The sequence below is a fragment of the Komagataeibacter xylinus NBRC 15237 genome (assembly GCF_001571345.1).
Classification (GTDB): domain Bacteria; phylum Pseudomonadota; class Alphaproteobacteria; order Acetobacterales; family Acetobacteraceae; genus Komagataeibacter; species Komagataeibacter xylinus.
Map to the genome: position 1 here is coordinate 1 of NZ_BCTP01000130.1, position 994 is coordinate 994.

Annotated in this window: 1 protein-coding gene; it reads right to left on the reverse strand. The window is 61.4% G+C overall.

All coding sequences use genetic code 11. The annotated features are described in order from the left end of the window. Positions 1 to 943: transposase (locus GXY01S_RS16720; RefSeq protein ID WP_061276906.1), on the reverse strand; the 943-nt coding region annotated here is incomplete at its 3' end. Positions 944 to 994: the final 51 nt, after the last annotated feature.

Here is a 994-nt window from a genome sequence, read left to right on the forward strand (position 1 = left end):
CCATCGACAGCACGGTGCTGGCAAAGGATGGCGCGTCCGCTGACGTGGCGACAACGTCGGTTGTCACGATCAACTGACTGCCTTCGGCGCAGACCACGGCCTGGGCATTGTAAGCCTGCCGGAACTCGTGGGCGTCCGAACGCCGCATGAGGCGGCTGTCGGGATCGGTCAGACTGATCTGCCGGTCGGGTGGTGGTTCATCATCCGGCGGTTTCGGCGCCCGACCGCGACGCCCTGTTTTTGCGTCATACATCGCCTTCTTTTTCTCGTATGCCGGTCGCGCCGCCTCGGCCTGCGCCTTCGCATCTGCTTCCAGCCGGGCGCAGGCTTCGTCCAGCTTCGCTTTCAGTGTTTCCCGTCGGGCAAGCTCTTCTGGCAGGGCCTGCGGATCCGTGTCCGTGGTGTCAGCCTGCTCCGCCTGCTCCATCAATTCCGCGATATCTACTGCCAGCTGTTCGCGCAGCGCCTTGATCCGGTCGTAGCGCACCGAACGGTATTTCGATGCGTCGGCATCGATTTTCGTGCCGTCAATCGATACTACACCCAGACGCAGCAGACCCGTCTCGCGCGCCAGAAGCAGGACCTGCGCAAATGCAGCTTCAATGGCTGTCCGGTTCGTCCGGCGGAAGGTCGCAATCGTATCATGATCCGGATGCAGGTTCGCCGCCACGAAGCGCACCCCGATATCGCGATATGTCGCCCGCTCGATCCGGCGTGAGGAAAACAACCCGTTCGCATAGCTGAAGATCAGAAGGGCCAACATCAGGCGCGGATGGTACTGTGCCTTGCCACCCGTGCGTACTGGCACGCAGAACGCACTCATCGGAACCCGCTCAACGGCTGCGACAACGAAATGCGCCATATCGTCAGCCGGAAGCCACGACTTCAGATCAGGCGGCAGAAGATACGGCTGGGATCGGTCAAACGGGATGAAGCTGCTCATCTCACCACCTTACAACCTTACCCTTCACAGGGTACCCCAACCCGACAGGCT